This is a genomic window from Micromonospora sp. CNZ322 (genome assembly GCF_007827755.1).
On record NZ_VITD01000005.1, the window covers coordinates 413,893 to 428,788 of the forward strand.

The window sequence follows — 14,896 nt, forward strand, 5'->3', positions numbered from 1 at the left end:
AACCCGCCGGGCCACCACCGATCACCACCGGACCCGTCCAGGCCGGCGCCCCGATCGAGGTCAACCGCCTGGTCAACGCCACCGGCCTGATCGGCCTCGCCGGCCGGCAACACCCGGTCAACGCGTCCACGTCGGCATCGCCCACGCCGGAACAACCCTCGCCGTCGAAGCCGCTGGCACCACCTTCTGCGTCTACGACGCCGATCAGCTGATCACCGAGGTCGCTCAGTCCACCACCAAGGCCATCGCTAGATTCAAAGCCCGTAAACCAGAGCCCCCACGACGAGCAGCGGACAGAGCAGTTGCCCCGCCCGCCCGTCCAGCGCAAGGAGTAGCAGCCCCGTGAGCTTTCACATGCACCTGCGGGCCATGGCCTCCAACGAAATCCCAGAGGACTTCTCGTCGCTGGAGGACTTCATGTGGGCTGCCTGGGAGGCGCACCCGGAGGAGTACTCGGCTGGCATCGCCGATTCCATCGAGAAGGATTTCGGCCACGTCGACGAGCTCTACACAATGGGCACGGACCAGGGTGACGCCACGAATGCCGCCAGCACTCTGCCGATCTTCGGCGGCCGCCAGATCTACCGCACCCCGGCGAGGGACGAACGGCCGTTTGTCGTCCTCGATTCCGCCGCGACGCGGGAAGCGGCAGATTTCCTCCGCACCGTCTCCTTCCACGAACGCTGGCAGATCGCCGGGGCAAAACTCTCCAAGCCATACATCGGCTGGGAGGACGAGAACGCGGCCAGGAACATCTTCCTCGGCTACCACAACGACTTACGCACCTTCTACGCGCGGGCCGCGCACGCCGGACACGCGGTGATCAAAGCCTTTTGGTATTAGACGCCGTCGGGCAATCCGGCCCCAGAACAACTAGCCGCTCGACATGCACCTGGCTACCCTCAAGACAAGATCGTCTAGCCGGACGTGTCACCCACGTCCCGAGACTGATCGGTCACGCAGGTCCTGAGACCCGACAGGCGTAGCCACTCAGTTAGCGGGCCGGTCCGCCGTACGGGTCGTGGCTGAGCTGCTGGATGCCGCCCTGCGGGGGCCCGCTGTACGGGCCGGGGATCCCGTCGGCCGGCGGCGTCGTGTGCAGCACCGCGGTCGGTGCGTCGCTCATGCCCACTCCGGCCGGCGCTGTCAGCTGAGTCGCCACGTGCGGAACCGGCTTGTCCGGCGTGTTCCGGCGGCGGTTCACCAGCAGGGCCAGTGCGCCCAGGCCGGCGGCGACCAGCAGGCCGCCCAGGATGTACGGCAGGGAACCGCTGCCCTCGTTGCTGACCGGTTCGAGGGCGGGGGGTGCCGCCGCGACTACGCTGGTCTCCGGCTCGGGAGCCCCGTCAGCTGTTGCCGATGCGGTGGGCGAGGGCGGGGTCTTGGCGGGCGCGGCCACGGCGGCCAAGGTCAGCCGCACGCTCGCGATGTCACCGGCGGGGCCCTGTACGGTCGTGCGGGTGGTGCGATAGCCGTCCAGGGCTGCGACGATCGTGATCCGGCCCTCGGCGATCGTCTTACCGGCACCCGACTTGATCGAGAACCGGCCGCTCTGGTCGCTCGTCGTACGGTATTCGTGCCCGGCGCTGTCCCGGATGGTCAGGGCCACGCCGCCGATCCCCTTGCCGCTGGTGTCACGGACCTGGCCGGACACCCCGTCCACCTCGGACGACGGCTTGTCCGCGCCGGGTTGCGGCGCGCCCGCGCCGGGTAGCGATGTGCCCGGGCCGTAAATGTAGACCATCTTGTAGTCGAAGCTGTTCTGCCCGCCGAGCCGTACGGCGACCGAGATGTTGCGACCGGAGATCTCGCCCGCGTTCACCTGGGGCGCGACGACGGTGGCTTGAAAGTCCTGGCTCTGGCCGGATTTGAGGTTCGGCTCCACCCGGCAGCCGGTGGTGCATTGCAGGCCGCCACTGACCACCACGATGGCCGTTTCGGCCCTGCTCCCGTTGTTCGTGACGCGGAACTGAACGCGAACCTTGTCGCCGGGCTTCACGTTCTCCGCTGACACGCTCCGGATGCTGATGGGTGCCGGGGCGCCCGCCACGGGTGTCGCGGACACCGCGAGCGTCCCCCCGGTCAGCGCGATCAATGCGGCGACCCGGGCCCATCGGGCAGGTGAACGCGTCGTCACTTCCTACCACCCTCTCCTCGGGCAGGCGACATCGCCCGATGACACCGCAGGACACTATGCACTGTCGGGATGGGTTGCGACTCGCGGGCCCCTACCCGGCCTCTCACAGGGGACCTCGCGCCGCGACCAGGAGCCTCGCCCGTGCTGTGCTGGGTAGCGCCGCGCCCGACGGACCGCACGGCACCGCCGCTTCTGGCAGGATCCGCCGGATGCGCAGACTGATAGTGCTCGTTCTCCTGATGGCTGTTGCCGGCTGCGGCGACGATAATGCGACCGAGACGGGAGCCACCGAACAGTTCACCCAGGGCGGCGTCAGTATGGAGCCGACGGTCAAGGCCCGCCAGGTCGTCACCGCACGGACAGTAACCGGGATGTACGAGGCACGACGGGGCGATGTCGTCCTGATTCGTTCCCCCGGCGGCCTCTGGGGTGACCGCAAGGTGCCGCTACTCAAACGCGTCGTCGCGGTTGGCGGCGAAACCATCGCCTGCTGCGATACCGCGGGCAAGGTGACGGTCGACGGTAAGCCGCTGGCCGAGCCGTATGTGGCTGAGGACGCGTCGCTCGACGAGCCGCCGAACGCAGGCTTCTGCGGCCCGCGGCGGTTCGCCGCGGTTACCGTGCCGGCCGACTCCGTCTTCCTGATGGGCGACAGCCGCGCCCGGTCGAACGACTCCCGGTGTGCCGGGCCGCTGCCGGTGTCGTCGGTCTTCGCCGTAATGGTCGGCTGACCCGGGGCGCACCTGACACTTGCCACGGACGTACCGAGGTGGCTGACGCCAAGCGCCCGGACGGCGGCAGAGGGTACGTCGTCCAGTACTGGGGCCTCTCAACCCTCGGCACCACTCGTAGCAATAGGCCCCACCCGGTCGCCCTGCCATTCCGCGCACTGCCGCCTCATCCGCAGGTTGGGATCTTCTCCGTTAGCGGGCTCGTACTGCGGATCGTCAAGCACTTCCCATGCCAGGCTGTCCGTCCGGGCACCTCCGCTGGACAGGCGCTGGCAGCTCCGGCGGTCGATCGCAGACCGGACGGTCCGACACAGCGACGTTTCCCCGTCCCCTGCCGCGATGTCGACTGCCGTGGGTCGGTGCTGTCGCCCAGGAACAGCCTGAGGAGGCTGGTCGATCATGGGGTGGCACCCACACCGGCGTGGTCCCGCCACGCCGACCAGCGGCCCTACGTCGTCGCCGACCGGCTTGACGACCTACAGGGGCTTTCCGCCACGCCGTGAGCCTGGATCGCCAACTCGACTGGTCCGGGCCGGCGCGCTACGACCTAGACAACCCAGCGTGCTGGTGACCCCGTCCGTATGACGCCTCCCACAGTTGTGGACTGATCAGTCTCCTACTTCTAAGGTTGTCGCATGGGCAGGCCAAGGACGTTCGACATCGACACGGCGGTGGACCGCGCGATGGAGTTGTTCTGGCGTCAGGGATTCGAGGCGACCTCGACCGAGGATCTCGTGGAGAGCCTCGGAATCGCCCGGGGCAGTCTGTACAAGGCGTTCGGGTCCAAGGAGCAGCTCTATGCGCTGGCGCTCCGCCGTTACTGCCAGCGCCATGCGGTAGGGCTGACCGAGGTGTTGGACCGGGCGGAGCAGGTGCGCCCGGCGATCCGGGCGGTGCTCCTGGAACTGATGGAGGCTGACCTGGCCGACCCGGAGCGGGGCTGCCTGCTGGTCAACGCGGCCACGGAACGCTCGGCGCATCCGGACACGGTGCTGCAGGTCTCGCGCACGATGGGTCAGGTCGAGTCGGCCCTGGCCGGGGCGTTGGAGCGGGCGCGGGTCCGCGGGGAGATTGCGGCGGACAAGCAACCGCAGGAGTTGGCCCAGTTTCTGACCACGTTTCTGCAGGGCCTGCGGGTGATGGGCAAGGCCCGCGCGGATCGGGCGTTCCTCAACAATGCCGTGGAGGTCGCCCTGGGCGCCCTCGACTGACTTTTTGCTGCCCGAATTAGGAACTGATCAGTCAACAATTGTGGGAGTGAGTGTTAGTGGATCTCGAACTGCAGGGCAAGGTTGCCATCGTCACCGGCGCGAGCAAGGGCATCGGTCTGACCACCGTGGCGGCGTTGCTCGACGAGGGTGCGCACGTGGTGGCGAGCAGCCGTGCGAGTACGCCAGAGCTCGACGCCCTGGCCACGCGTGGTGCCACCGTGGTACTGGCCGACATCACCGACGCGGCTACTCCGCAGCGGCTCGTCGACACCGCACTGTCGGCGTACGGGCGTCTGGATGTCCTTGTCAACAACGTTGGCGCCGGCAGTGCCCGGTCAGGATTCCTCGACGTCGACGACGCCGAGTGGGCGCGAGTGTTCGACGTGACCTTCTTCAGCGCCGTGCGCACCAGCAGGGCAGCCCTGCCAGCCCTGCTGGGCAACGGCGGAGCGGTCGTCAACATCAGCAGCATCAACGCTCGCCTGCCGTTCCCGATGGTGGTCGACTATTCCGCAGCCAAGGCGGCGATGTCCAACCTGACCAAGACCCTGTCGGAGGAGTTCGCGCCGCGTGGCGTACGGGTCAACGCCGTCTCGCCCGGCCCGGTGCGGACCCCGTTCTGGACCGGCCCGGACGGCTTCGCGCACGCCGTCGCCGCCAGCGCGGGTGTCAGCACCCAGCAGGCGCTTGACGAGGTCGTGCCACAGAGCATGGCGATCAGCACCGGCCGGATCACCGAGGCCCGCGAGGTCGCCGACCTGGTGCTGTTCCTTGCCTCCGCCCGCTCCTCCAACACAACCGGCGCCGAGTTCATCCTCGATGGCGGCCAGGTCAAGACCCTCTGACCACGAATGCTCACCGTGGGCCGGCCGGGTCTCTCACTGACCCGGCCGGCGCTCCGACGGTCAGTGCTGTGCCAGCCGCCCGGCCGACAGGGTCAGCCGCTGAATGCTGGCGTGTCCACCGCCACAAGAAAGGCGGGGCAGCTCGATGAGCGAGGCCCCGACTGTGATCTCCAAGAAGGGCTCCGGCGGCACGAACGTCCAGACGCGCGGGTGCGGCGGATTTCGGTGGCACGTTGCCTCATCGGCGAGCTGGGGTGCCGACGAGTCTGCGGGCTCTGCACGCCGCGGTGGCGGGTCAGCGGATGAGGGCGCGGCTGAGGAGATGCTTCAGGGCGTCCTGCTCTTCGGGAGCCAGCGGGGCCAGGGGGCTGTCTTCGGAGAGCAACTTGAGGAGGCGTTCGCGGAGTTCGGTGCCCTTGGGGGTGAGAACGAGCTGCTTGGCGCGGCGATCGTCGGGGTGTGGGTGGCGTTCGAGATAGCCCTGCTCTTCGAGGCGATCGGCGATGAAGGTGATGTTGGAGGGCTCGCAGCTCATCCGTTCGGCGAGTTCACGCAGGGTCAGGGGGTGGGTCAGCTCGCGCAGCAGGTTGCCCTGTGAGGTGGTCAGACCGAGGGCGGCTGTCCGGGCCCGAAGGTGGGCTTCGATCTGATTGGCCAGGTCTTTGACCAGCCCGCACAGCTGGCGGTCGCTTTGGCCTGGGGACTCGCGCTCGGTGGACACGTCACAAGCTTACTACAGCTGACATAGTTGCAGCTGAAGTAGTTCTAGCTGTAACTTGTTTCCCGTGCCGCTGCCAGGTGGCACCTCTCCGAGCACGAGGTAGGACCCATATGGGCACCACAACAGATTTCGACCGCATACGACTGACCAGCGCACCGCGCGTCCGTTCGCTCAGCCTGGGTGAACTGAAGATCACCTACGTTCCGGACGGGCTGGCCCTGTGCAAGCCGCGCGGCTGGCTGCCCGCCGCCACCGACGCGGACTGGACGGCCAACCGCGATCATCTCGACGACGGCGGCTTCCTGCCCGCAGCCATTGGCGGACTGCTGGTCGAGCGGGGTGACCGGGCGCTGCTCATCGACACCGGGTTCGGACCGGAGTCCCACCCCGACGACCCGACCAACCCGATGCTGGGGAGCATCCACGGCGGTGAGCTGCTGGACGGCCTGCGGCGGCTGGGCCGCGAGCCGCGCCAGATCGAGGCCGTCGCCATCACCCATCTGCACCTCGACCACCTGGGCTGGGCCTGGAGCGCCGAGCCTGGCACCGATGCACCGCCGTTCGCACACGCCACCCACTTCATCGCGGCACCCGAGTGGGAGCGGCGCGACCTGGCCGCCGAGGGCGGGGCAACCGAGGAACGTGTGGCCGCCTTCGCACCCCGTGTTCGTACCGTCGAGGACGGCGAGGAGATCTTCCCCGGCGTGCGGGCCTCGTTCTCGATCGGACACACCGTCGGCCACGTCACGTACATCATCACCGGCGGCGACCGGCGGCTCATCGCGTTCGGCGACGCAATGCATGCGCCGGTCCAGGTCACCCACCCCGAATGGGGCTGCGGGATCGACCACGACCCCGCCGAAGCCGCCGAGCACCGCCGCCACCTGGTCGAAGAGCTGAGCCGCCCCGACACCATCGGCTACGGCAACCACTTCGCCGACGTGGTCTTCGGACGCGCCGAACGTCGCCCCGACGGCCGGTTCACCTGGGTCCCGGTCGCCTGACCGTCCCGCCGACCACCATCGCCGTCGGCCGCCATTAACCCACCATCACCGCCGCCACGCTCACCCTGACCAGCGGGAGTGATCGGCAACAGTGCCGGCGATGAGCGGCTCCGCCGCTCATCGCCGTGCGCGGCAAGTCGTACGAATCGCTAGAGGAACGGAGAACTGTCATGAAGCACATCAAGCTGGGGGACCTGGACGTCTCCCGCATCGGTCTGGGCTTGGTATCGATGTCTTACGCCTACACCGGAGCCGGCACGGACGACGCCGAGTCGGTACGCACCATCCACCGGGCCCTGGAACTGGGCGTCACTCTCCTCGACACCGCCGAGGTCTACGGCCCGTACATCAACGAGGAACTCCTCGGCAAAGCGCTCAAGGGCCGCCGGGACCAGGCCGTAGTGGCGACAAAGTTCGGCATGATCTCGCATGCGGGCGGCGGGGCAGGGCAACTCGACAGCAGCCCGGCCAACATCCGCACCGCCGTCGAAGGGTCGCTCAAGCGGCTGGGCACCGACTACATCGACCTGTACTACCAGCACCGGGTCGACCCGACCACGCCCATCGAGGACACCATCGGGGCGCTGGCCGAACTGATCGCTGAGGGCAAGATCCGCCACATCGGCCTGTCCGAGGCCGGACCGGAGACGATCCGCCGCGCCCATGCCGTCCATCCCATCGCTGCCGTCCAGTCGGAATACTCCCTGTGGACCCGGCACCCGGAGGCACAGGTGCTGCCCCTGCTGCGCGAGCTGAACATCGGCTTCGTGCCGTACTCGCCCCTGGGACGCGGATTCCTCACCGGCCAGATCCGCTCGACCAGCGGCTTCGACGAGACGGACCTGCGTAAGAACAACCCGCGCTTCACCGGCGAGAACCTCCAGCGCAATCTGCGTCTCGCAGACGAGGTCCAAGCCGTTGCCGCCGAAGCGGGTACCACCCCGGCGCAGATCGCACTGGCCTGGTTGCTGACCCGGGGCGACGACATCGCCCCCATCCCCGGCACCAAGCGCGTGGCACGCGTCGAGGAGAACACCGCCGCTGACGCCGTGGAACTGACCGCCGAACAGATCGAGAAGCTCGACAACCTCCCTCCCGCTGTCGGCGACACCCACGACGAAGCCGCCATGCGCCTGTTGGAGCGTTGACCCCAGCCCCGGCTGTGAGCGCCCTTGCCGCTTGTGCACGGGCGGCACCGACCCCAGGAGATCGGACCGAGAACGTTTCTTAGTGGGTCGAGCCCGGCGAACACCTCGTCGAGTGGTTCGGTGCGCAGCGTGCAGATGCGCCCTTGCGCCTGCACGCTGCGCACCACAAGCCCGGCGACCTCGGGGGACCTTCAGATGCGGAGAGACGGTTGGCATGCTGACCCCACTGGCTGAGCCAGCATTCCGACAGTGGCCGACCGTGGCTCAGCCGCGCAGGCATGGCATGCCGGCTTGCGTCGGTCAGGGCACCGAAGATGAGTTGGGACGTCCTCCGACGCTCGGCAGCTCCGCAATTGAGCACTTCTTCAGATGGAAGGCGGATTATTTGTCATGTTAAATGATCTTCGCTGCGCCGTGCTGGACGACTACCAGGACGCGGCACTCGGCCTGGCGGACTGGTCCCGGGTCCGGGCCACCAGCTTCCGGAAGCACTTCACGAACACCGACGATCTGGTGGCGGCCATCCACGACTGCGACATCGTGGTCGCCATGAGGGAGCGCACGCCGTTCCCCGCCGAGCTGTTCGACCGGCTGCCCCACCTGCGGCTGCTCGTCACCACCGGCATGGCCAACGCCGCCATCGACCTGGGGGCGGCGCGGACGCACGGCGTCACGGTGTGCGGCACCGGCGGCGGCTGGACCTCGACGGTCGAGCTGACGTGGGCGCTGATCCTCGGCCTGGCCCGCCACCTGGTGCCCGAGGCGACCGCGCTGCGCGCCGGCGGTCCCTGGCAGCACACCGTCGGCACCGACCTGCACGGACGCACACTCGGGCTGCTCGGCCTGGGCAGGATCGGGTCCCAGGTGGCGGCGGTCGGGCGAGCGTTCGGCATGGACGTGCTGGCCTGGAGCCAGAACCTGACGCGCCAGCGGGCCGAGGAGGGCGGCGCGCGGCTGGCCCCCGGCCTGGATGCCCTGCTCGCCGGGTCCGACGTCGTCTCCGTTCACCTCGTGCTCGGCGACCGGACGCGCGGGCTTGTCGGCGCACGGGAACTCGCGCTGATGAAGCCCACCGCCTACCTGGTCAACACCTCGCGGGCGGCGATCGTCGACCAGTCCGCCCTGGCATCCACGCTGCGCGAAGGGCGGATCGCGGGAGCCGGGCTGGACGTGTTCGACGAGGAGCCGCTGCCCGCTGGCCATGAGTTCCGTACGCTGCCGAACGTGCTGGCCACGCCGCACCTCGGCTATGTCAGCGAGCTGAACTACGCGACGTTCTTCCGTGACGCCGTGGACGACATCGGCGCCTTTCTCGACGGCAGCCCGATCCGGGTGCTGACCTGACTCACTCGACCCTGGTCCTGGCCCGGAAGGGCAGCAGCCTGGATTGCTGCCCAGGCAGGTTGGTCAACCTGGTGATGGGTGGTAGGCCGCTGATGACGGTGTGGGGTCGGTGGTGGTTGTAGTGATGCAGGAAAGCCGGCAAGGCCTTCCTGCGGGCTTGTTCGCAGCTGTCGAGCCGGGGCGATGGCCCAGCCATCGGTCAGGTGCGGTGGAATCGCTCGACCTTGCCGTTGGGCTGTGGCCGGTAGGGCGGGTCTTCTTCGGCGTAGTTCCCAGTCCGGTGCAGGCGTCGCGCCAGGCATGCGACTTGCAGGCCGAGCCGTGCGGGGGTCAGGCTGCGGTCAGAGATCTGTGCCAGCATCCTCCGTAAATCTCGGCACGTTGCGCCGAGAACTCGCCGGTGGTCAAACCCTTGGCATACAGCGACAACACGACCTCGTCGACCCCCGACATGGGCTTCGTCAAGATCAGCACAAGCGCTGACAGCACGGACCGACTCCTGACGATCCGCCTGCCCGTCGATCTCGTGGGAGAGTTCGCAGCAAGGCACGGTCGGCGGGAACTCGGTCAGGCACCGGTGTACGCGAAGGCCGCCCAGTGTTCCGAATCCGTGTAGGGACAATCACCCGGTGCACCTGGTGGCTCGATGTCGGGTAGGAGCGCGGTCAAGTCGGCCTGGTTAGCAGTGCGGAGCCACTGTTGGGCGCGATTCAGCGCAACGGCAGGCTCGTTCTCCTCCCGACACCACAGGTGATAGAACGCCGTCATGAGATAGGTGGTGGCCAGATCGTCGACTGCCCACGCTGTCGCGATCACCCCGGCGAATCCGAGCTGGATCAGGGCCGACGGCAGCCCGACCACCTCGTTCGGTAAGGCGATACCGCTGACATTGGTCTGGCAGGCGGAGAGCACCGCCAGGCGGCGTCGGCCCGTTGCTAGGGCGCGACGCAGTTCCTCCAGCGTGACCTGACGGTCGGCGAAGTACAGCCGGCTGTCGAGGATCGAGCCGGGTTCGGCCGAGCCGTGGCAAGCGAGGTGCCAGACGGTGTGCTCGTTGGCCGCACTGCGGAACTCCTCCCAGGTGCAGGCGTGGCTCGGCGACGTGGGCTGCCCCGTCCAGCGGCGCACGATCTCGATGGTCTCCCGGGCGACGTACCGCAAGTGACCACGAGGGTCGATCCGGTGTCCGTCCGGCACATCGATGGCAAGCAGACTCTGCTTTCGTACGGCGAGTTCCTTTGCCGTGTCCCGGCAGCGCCGGAGGGCGCGAGCGTTAGGTGCGTACCGAATCGCGGAGAATTGTCCGATGTGGCGCCGCCCGGCGGGCTCCTCACTAGGCGTGCTCGGCTCACCGGCGGCGTGAAGCGGCAGCAGGTTGAGCAGACCGACCGGCACGAGTGTCACGATCCGACCTCGCGCACTGAGAAGGACAACGTCGCGGACACCGTCGTTCCACAACGTATGGAGGGCCTCGGTCATCGGACTGGTTGTCGTCTGCCCGAACGCTGAAAGGTCGCGCGCCCCCGCAGGCTTCCCATTCACGATCGCAAAGCTACGGAGGCCGGTCGCCGCCTCGGTTTCTGGCAGCACCTTGGCGACGAGTCCGGCGACACTCGCCCGATCGAGCTTGGGCAGGTCGACATACTGCGGATCGTGCCGCGCGGCCACCACGAGCGCGTACCCACCCGCCTTTGCCGCACCGAGGTATACCAGGGCGCCGTCGCCGGTCGCGGCGATGATGTCGTCGTAGTTCACCGCGATCGCCAACGGGTCCGCGCCGGTCACCGCGGCGATTCGCCGGGCGACATCACGGAGGTACGCCCAGGACCCACGAAGTCCGGCGGATGGGTGACGTTCCTGCTCATCGAAATCCTCGATCGCACGTCGGTACTCGTCGGCAAGGTCCGCCCGACCGGCAGCACGCAGCCGATCGAATACCACCGCATTGTCCCGCCCGATCACCTCGGTCAGGCCGACGGCCCACCCGGTCTCCAACGCGAGAACCGCCTCCCGGTACCGCCCGGTCCGGGCCAGCCAGTATCCAGCCTCCTCGGCGTACTGGTGCTGGGGCGTCCGGTGTCTCCCGGACCAGCGAAGGCACCGCCGCGAGCCCGCAGCACATCAATCGCTCGCGTCCGGACGACGTCACCGGGGAGGCGGTGCACGCGTACGTGGTGCCTGCCGCCGGTCGCGTGCCTGATGCCGAGCGGCTGCGTGCGGTGGTGGCGCAGACGCTGGGGGAACCGTCGGTCCCCCGGACCATCCAGTCGATCGACCGGGTGCCAGTGGCTCCCAGCGGTAAGCCCGACAAGCGCGCCCTGTCGCAGCCCTGGGCGAGAACAGCTACGTGACGCGGTAGGCGGTGTAGCGCACCCGGTCGGCCTCGCGGATCGCCGACGCCACGAAGACGGACTGCTCCAGGACGGCCAGCGCGGGCATCGACGTCTCCAGTCGTACGCCCAGGCGGAAGTAGTACTCGGACGGGTCGACGGCGTCGCCGCGCAGCAACGCCTCGAGGACCTCCGCGCGGCCGCTGCGGACGCCGAACGTACGCAGGTAGACGTGACCGCCGTCGGCGGTACGCGCCGAGTAGCGCGTGTCGATCTCGATCGCGCCGTCGGGGCGGACCACCTGCCAGTCGGCGCCGCCGGGCAAGATGTCGGCCTCGAAGAGACCGGTGACCCGGCCGCCGACAACAGGTACCACGCGACGGTGACCGGCACGGGTCATCCCGTGGTCCTCCAGCGCGCCCAGCCGCACCTCCACCTCGAACGCGGCCTCCAGCCCGGGAACCGGCGGGGCAGTCACGGCGTCCTGACCGGCGGCTCGGCGCGTACTCATGGAGTGTCCTTGGCGTGCGCGAGGGCGTCGCGGAGGCGTTCCAGCGCGGGCACCGCGGCGGCGAGGGCCGCGCGGTCCGCCGCCGGCAGGGTCGCCGCGGCGCGGGCGACCAGGTCTCCGCTCGCGAGGTCGAAGCGGTCGAACAGGTCGAGGGCCTTCGCTGTGGCGAGGACGTCGACGCGGCGGTGGTTGCCGGGACGGGGGCGACGCTCGACGAGACCGTTGCCCTCCATCGCGGTGAGCAGGTTGCTGACCGTGGATCGGCTCAGGCGTAGCCGCTCGGCCAGCTCACCGGGGCCGGCCACGGTGCCCCGGGGCAGGGCCCGCACGATCTCGATCTGCGCGTCCGGGATCTCCGGCAGGTGCTCGGCGGTCCGGGCTGCGGCGAGCAGCGTGCGGCGCAGCGGTGAGATCACCGACGCCAGTCGCGCCGCGTCCAGTTCGGTCGGCTCCGGGCCGGTCACGGCAGGACGCCCGGGAAGGCCGTCGGCGTCAGGGAGGCCCGTTCGTTGAGGTCGGCGGGTAGGAAACCGGCCGCCTTCTTGTAGCCGGTGGCGATAGCGGTGAGCTCCTCCGGCGGGATGACGTCGTGGATGTGCGTGAACCCGTCCGGCGCGCGCTCGTGGGCGAGCACCATCACCTGTTCCGGGCCCTGCCGCCGGTTGCTCAGCACGAGCGCGGTGGTCGCGGGCCGCCGGTCCGCCTCGTAGGCGTCGAGCGCCGCCCGGACCGTCGGCGCGGTGGCGAGGTGGAAGGCGAGGGTACGTGCGTCCAGGATCGCCTGCGACGCCCCGTTGGAACCGTTCGGATACATCGGGTGGGCCGCGTCGCCGAGCAGCGTGGTGTTGCCGTGGGTCCACGTGTCGATCGGATCGCGGTCCACCATGGGGTATTCGAGGATCTCGTTGGCGGCGGCCAGCAGTTCCGGCACGTTGAGCCACGCGAAACGCCAGTCCGCGAAGAGCGAGACGACCGGCGCGGGATCGACCGTCCGGTTCCAGTCCGCATTGGGCCCGGCGAAACCAGGCCCGCGCCGCTCCGCGACGACGTTGATCAGGCCGGCGCCGATCGGGTACGCCACGAACTTCTGTTCCGCGTCCCCGGCCATGATCATGGTTCGCCCGTCCAGGAATCCGGGTGCCCGTGCCGTTCCCCGCCACAGTGTCAGCCCGTTCCACAGTGGCGCCCCCTCGCCGGGCCGATGGTGGCGGCGCAGCGCGGAGTGGATGCCGTCCGCTCCGACGATCAGGTCGCCAGCGACGCTCACCTCCCCCGCCGCCGTCTCGAAGTGCGCGACGCCGTCGCGGACGCCGACGAGCCGGTGCCCGGTGCGCACCGCGTCGGCGCCCAGCCGTTCCCGCACCACGGCGAGCAGTTCCATCTGGAACCGGCCGCGGTGCACAGAAAGCTGCGGCCAGCGATATCCGGCGTCCAGTCCGCGTGGCTCGCTCCAGATCTGCTGACCGTAACGGTTGCAGTAGGCAAGCGTGCCGGGTGCGGCGCCCAGCCTTTCCATGCGTTCCCCAAGACCCAATTCGGTCAGCTCACGGACGGCGTGCGGGAGTAGATTGATTCCGACGCCGAGTGGGCGCAGCGCGGCGGCGCGCTCGTAGACGGTGATCTCACGGAAGCCGGCCCGGTGCAGGCTAAGCGCGGTGGTGAGGCCACCGATACCAGCGCCCACGATCACGATTGCCACGTCGTCGCCCTCTCCGCCCCGCGCCACCAACCGCACAGTTTGGTCACAAAACCGTCGGCCGTCAAGACGTTTCTCATCGCCATCGGACCACTCGCACCGCTATGCGATTAACCCTTTGGGAATTCTTGACAATCAATCGCTTCTGCATGACGCTGATCGACGCGGTCGGATGCTTTCGGCACTCCGTCGACCCCACTCCTCAGGCTGCACAAGCGCTGCGCACGGAAGGGCCCGTCTATGAAGAAGGTCACTGCCCTCGCTGTTCTCGCCGGCGTCGTGATCGCCCTGACCGGCTGCACGGATTCCGATGCCACCGATCCGTCCCCCGGGGCGAGCGGCGACCTGCGGAAGGTCCGCGTGGCGGCGCTGCCGATCAGCGAGACCGCCGCGCTGTGGGGCGGCATCAAGGCGGGCATCTTCCGGGAGCAGGGGCTCGACGTGGAGGTGGTGCCCGCACAGGGCGGCGCCCAGGCCATCCCGGCCATGATCAACGGCGACGTCGACTTCGCCATCGGCCAGCCGTTCGGCCCGTTCCGCGCCGATCTGCAGAACCTCGGCGTGGTGATCATCGGGAACTACGCGTCGTCCTACGCCGACGGCGACGACATCAACGCCGTGGTGGCGTCCGCGAAGTCCGGTATCACCCGGCCGGCCCAGCTCGCCGGACGCAAGGTGTCGGTGAACAGCCTGGGCGCCGCCGGCGATGTCACGATCATGGCATCGGTCGAGAAGGACGGCGGCGATCCCACCGAGGTCAAGTTCGTCGAGGTGGCCTTCCCGGACGCACCGGCCCAGCTCGCCGCCGGCAACATCGACGCCGCCTGGGTGACCGAGCCGTTCATTACCCAGATGCGCAAACGCGGTGACGTTCTCGTGGTCGCTCCATACCAGGCCACCGTTCCCGGACTCACCACCCTGACCACGATCACGTCGAGCAAGCTGAAGGACTCCGACGCCACGCTGGTGGCGGACTTCTCGTCGGCGATGAAGAAGACGCTCACCTGGGCCAACGAACCGGCCAACCAAGCCGGCCTGCGGCAGGCCATCAAGGACAACCTCGGATTGCCGGATGCGGTAGCGGACTCCGTCCGGCTCCCGGCGTTCGGGTGGAAAATCGACCGGGCCGGCCTGAAGCGACTGGCGACGCTCGCTCAGAAGTACCGCGTACTCGACCGGCAGCCCGACTTCGACCGTCTCGTCCAGCAGCAGTAGCCG

The 14,896-nt window shown here is 68.7% G+C and carries 15 protein-coding genes and 1 pseudogene; 9 read left to right on the forward strand and 7 right to left on the reverse strand.

Features of this window, described 5'->3' with window-relative positions; all coding sequences use genetic code 11:
- The first annotated feature begins 342 nt into the window (after positions 1 to 342).
- Positions 343 to 843 (forward strand): DUF1877 family protein, encoded by a 501-nt coding sequence (locus FB453_RS15785; RefSeq protein ID WP_145790973.1) that lies wholly within the window; start codon positions 343 to 345, stop codon positions 841 to 843.
- A 151-nt stretch (positions 844 to 994) separates the two neighbouring features.
- Here the strand turns inward: FB453_RS15785 and FB453_RS15790 are convergent, their stop codons facing one another.
- Complete coding sequence (locus FB453_RS15790; protein WP_486480285.1) at positions 995 to 2,014, reverse strand: carboxypeptidase-like regulatory domain-containing protein; 1,020 nt, start codon at positions 2,012 to 2,014, stop codon at positions 995 to 997.
- A 332-nt stretch (positions 2,015 to 2,346) separates the two neighbouring features.
- Here FB453_RS15790 and lepB point away from each other — a divergent pair, with 332 nt between their 5' ends.
- From lepB to FB453_RS15805, 3 genes are all read left to right on the forward strand, one after another.
- The gene (lepB, locus tag FB453_RS15795; protein WP_186718306.1) at positions 2,347 to 2,868 is read left to right on the forward strand and encodes a signal peptidase I; all 522 of its coding nucleotides are present in this window, start codon (positions 2,347 to 2,349) and stop codon (positions 2,866 to 2,868) included.
- 635 nt (positions 2,869 to 3,503) lie between these two features.
- Positions 3,504 to 4,079 (forward strand): TetR/AcrR family transcriptional regulator, encoded by a 576-nt coding sequence (locus FB453_RS15800; RefSeq protein WP_145790979.1) that lies wholly within the window; start codon positions 3,504 to 3,506, stop codon positions 4,077 to 4,079.
- A gap of 56 nt (positions 4,080 to 4,135) precedes the next feature.
- Positions 4,136 to 4,924, forward strand: coding sequence for an SDR family oxidoreductase (locus FB453_RS15805; protein WP_145790982.1), 789 nt, complete (start codon positions 4,136 to 4,138; stop codon positions 4,922 to 4,924).
- Positions 4,925 to 5,219: 295 nt separating this feature from the next.
- On the opposite strand, the gene FB453_RS15810 is transcribed toward FB453_RS15805, so the two are convergent.
- Positions 5,220 to 5,645 (reverse strand): MarR family transcriptional regulator, encoded by a 426-nt coding sequence (locus FB453_RS15810; protein ID WP_145790984.1) that lies wholly within the window; start codon positions 5,643 to 5,645, stop codon positions 5,220 to 5,222.
- 110 nt (positions 5,646 to 5,755) lie between these two features.
- On the opposite strand from FB453_RS15810, the gene FB453_RS15815 reads away from it, so the two are divergent.
- The 3 genes from FB453_RS15815 (at position 5,756) to FB453_RS15825 (ending at position 9,141) form a co-directional block, all read left to right on the forward strand.
- Entirely contained in the window at positions 5,756 to 6,649 is an 894-nt protein-coding gene (locus tag FB453_RS15815) for an MBL fold metallo-hydrolase (RefSeq protein ID WP_145790986.1), read from the forward strand.
- Positions 6,650 to 6,819: 170 nt separating this feature from the next.
- Complete coding sequence (locus FB453_RS15820) at positions 6,820 to 7,797, forward strand: aldo/keto reductase (RefSeq protein WP_112584366.1); 978 nt, start codon at positions 6,820 to 6,822, stop codon at positions 7,795 to 7,797.
- Between the two features lie 390 nt (positions 7,798 to 8,187).
- Complete coding sequence (locus tag FB453_RS15825; RefSeq protein WP_145790989.1) at positions 8,188 to 9,141, forward strand: D-2-hydroxyacid dehydrogenase family protein; 954 nt, start codon at positions 8,188 to 8,190, stop codon at positions 9,139 to 9,141.
- Position 9,142: 1 nt separating this feature from the next.
- Here the strand turns inward: FB453_RS15825 and FB453_RS34895 are convergent.
- Both FB453_RS34895 and FB453_RS15830 read right to left on the reverse strand, forming a co-directional pair.
- Positions 9,143 to 9,465: pseudogene (locus FB453_RS34895) on the reverse strand (integrase core domain-containing protein); the annotation flags it as partial.
- Positions 9,466 to 9,708: 243 nt separating this feature from the next.
- Positions 9,709 to 11,136, reverse strand: a complete 1,428-nt coding sequence (locus FB453_RS15830; protein ID WP_486480286.1) for a CHAT domain-containing protein — start codon at positions 11,134 to 11,136, stop codon at positions 9,709 to 9,711.
- Positions 11,137 to 11,261: 125 nt separating this feature from the next.
- On the opposite strand from FB453_RS15830, the gene FB453_RS34900 reads away from it, so the two are divergent.
- Entirely contained in the window at positions 11,262 to 11,492 is a 231-nt protein-coding gene (locus FB453_RS34900; protein ID WP_486480293.1) for an AMP-binding enzyme, read from the forward strand.
- On the opposite strand, the gene FB453_RS15840 is transcribed toward FB453_RS34900, so the two are convergent.
- From FB453_RS15840 to FB453_RS15850, 3 genes are read right to left on the reverse strand one after another with little or no spacing between them, the layout of a single operon-like run.
- Positions 11,485 to 11,982, reverse strand: coding sequence for a DUF3237 family protein (locus FB453_RS15840; RefSeq protein WP_145790997.1), 498 nt, complete (start codon positions 11,980 to 11,982; stop codon positions 11,485 to 11,487). The two genes, FB453_RS34900 and FB453_RS15840, sit on opposite strands and share 8 nt — an antisense overlap.
- On the reverse strand, positions 11,979 to 12,446 hold the full coding sequence (locus tag FB453_RS15845) for a MarR family transcriptional regulator (RefSeq protein ID WP_222431355.1): 468 nt from the start codon (positions 12,444 to 12,446) through the stop codon (positions 11,979 to 11,981). Before FB453_RS15845 ends, FB453_RS15840 begins: the two co-directional genes overlap by 4 nt.
- On the reverse strand, positions 12,443 to 13,681 hold the full coding sequence (locus FB453_RS15850) for a flavin-dependent oxidoreductase (protein ID WP_145790999.1): 1,239 nt from the start codon (positions 13,679 to 13,681) through the stop codon (positions 12,443 to 12,445). Before FB453_RS15850 ends, FB453_RS15845 begins: the two co-directional genes overlap by 4 nt.
- 237 nt (positions 13,682 to 13,918) lie before the next feature.
- Here FB453_RS15850 and FB453_RS15855 point away from each other — a divergent pair, with 237 nt between their 5' ends.
- Positions 13,919 to 14,893, forward strand: coding sequence for an ABC transporter substrate-binding protein (locus tag FB453_RS15855; protein ID WP_145791002.1), 975 nt, complete (start codon positions 13,919 to 13,921; stop codon positions 14,891 to 14,893).
- The last annotated feature ends 3 nt before the right edge of the window (positions 14,894 to 14,896 follow it).

Excerpts from the sequence above, each read along its gene's own strand:
- FB453_RS15820 (WP_112584366.1), top strand. The coding sequence starts at position 6,820 with ATGAAGCACATCAAGCTGGGGGACCTGGACGTCTCCCGCATCGGTCTG.
- FB453_RS15855 (WP_145791002.1), top strand. The coding sequence starts at position 13,919 with ATGAAGAAGGTCACTGCCCTCGCTGTTCTCGCCGGCGTCGTGATCGCC.
- FB453_RS15815 (WP_145790986.1), top strand. The coding sequence starts at position 5,756 with ATGGGCACCACAACAGATTTCGACCGCATACGACTGACCAGCGCACCG.
- FB453_RS15825 (WP_145790989.1), top strand. The coding sequence starts at position 8,188 with ATGTTAAATGATCTTCGCTGCGCCGTGCTGGACGACTACCAGGACGCG.
- FB453_RS15840 (WP_145790997.1), bottom strand. The coding sequence starts at position 11,982 with ATGAGTACGCGCCGAGCCGCCGGTCAGGACGCCGTGACTGCCCCGCCG.
- FB453_RS15800 (WP_145790979.1), top strand. The coding sequence starts at position 3,504 with ATGGGCAGGCCAAGGACGTTCGACATCGACACGGCGGTGGACCGCGCG.
- lepB (WP_186718306.1), top strand. The coding sequence starts at position 2,347 with ATGCGCAGACTGATAGTGCTCGTTCTCCTGATGGCTGTTGCCGGCTGC.